3 protein-coding genes are annotated in these 1,004 nt (G+C 38.8%); 1 reads left to right on the forward strand and 2 read right to left on the reverse strand.

Annotated features, from left to right (window positions below):
• On the forward strand, positions 1–100 hold a 100-nt coding region (locus AC1DPZ_RS27920; protein WP_477409674.1), incomplete at its 5' end, for a phosphoribosylformylglycinamidine synthase subunit PurS.
• 128 nt (positions 101–228) lie between these two features.
• Here AC1DPZ_RS27920 and AC1DPZ_RS27925 read toward each other — a convergent pair.
• Both AC1DPZ_RS27925 and folK read right to left on the reverse strand, forming a co-directional pair.
• The gene (locus tag AC1DPZ_RS27925) at positions 229–606 is read right to left on the reverse strand and encodes an Hpt domain-containing protein (RefSeq protein WP_477409670.1); all 378 of its coding nucleotides are present in this window, start codon (positions 604–606) and stop codon (positions 229–231) included.
• 24 nt (positions 607–630) lie between these two features.
• Positions 631–1,004: 2-amino-4-hydroxy-6-hydroxymethyldihydropteridine diphosphokinase (gene folK, locus AC1DPZ_RS27930; protein ID WP_477409672.1), on the reverse strand; the 374-nt coding region annotated here is incomplete at its 5' end.

A 1,004-nucleotide genomic window follows, 5' to 3' on the forward strand; every position in this document is an offset into this window, starting at 1 on the left:
CGCCGAAACCGCGCATAGCAAAGTAGACGAAGCCTGCAAAAACCTGTTAGCTAACCTGATTATGGAAAGCTACACTTTTAAAGTAATAGAAATAGGTTAAAGGCGAAAGGTCAAAGGCAAAAGGCTTTTGAAACCGAATGGCTAAAATAATTTACAATAATATAAAAGGGCGATTGATAAAAATTATCAATCGCCCTTTGTCGTTTGGCACTCCGTAAAACCTTTCACCTAAAGGCTTGCTTCTTTTTCTTCCTTAATTTGTTTTAGTGTAACAAGGTTGGCGTTAACTGTTGCTTTTACCTGGTTAAATTTTGCAAAAATCTCGGTTGGATTTTGCCCTCCGGCCTTACAGGCCAACTCAACTTCCTGTATGGTAGCCTGGCTTATAGGCATACCAAAAAAACCAAGATTAGGTTTTAGCTTGTGCGATGCTTTACCTGCTTCTGCCCAGTCACCAGAATCAAGCGCATTGCTGATATTACCAAGTAACAATGGAGTTTGCTCCAAAAACATACCAATAGATTCAACAATAAATTCATCGCTGCCATCGGCAATCTCATACAAAAAGGAAAGATCAAAGTCTTGCTCGGGTAATATATCTGACATATTTAGATTTATGTATATTCAAAATTATACTTTTTTTACGATCAACTCGTCTTTAAGTTCGCTTTTTAATTGTAAAATATTTTTTTTCATCAACGGGTGTACAAAATCGGGAGCTATCTGGGCTAATGGCTCTAAGGTAAACCTGCGTTTATGTAGTTCGGGATGGGGAACCTTCAAATCCGGCTCATCTATTATAGTATCGCCGTAAAACAAAATATCAATATCTATCGTACGCGATCCCCATTTTACCTCACGCCTGCGGCCCAGCAAAAGTTCGATGCCTAAAATTTTTTGCAACACCATTTGTGCTGGCATTTCTGTTTGTAAAAGCAGTACCTGGTTTAAATAATCGGGCGCATCGGTTTTACCCCATGATTGTGTTTGGTATACAGCAGATG

This window comes from Mucilaginibacter sp. P4_G9 (genome assembly GCF_056400985.1).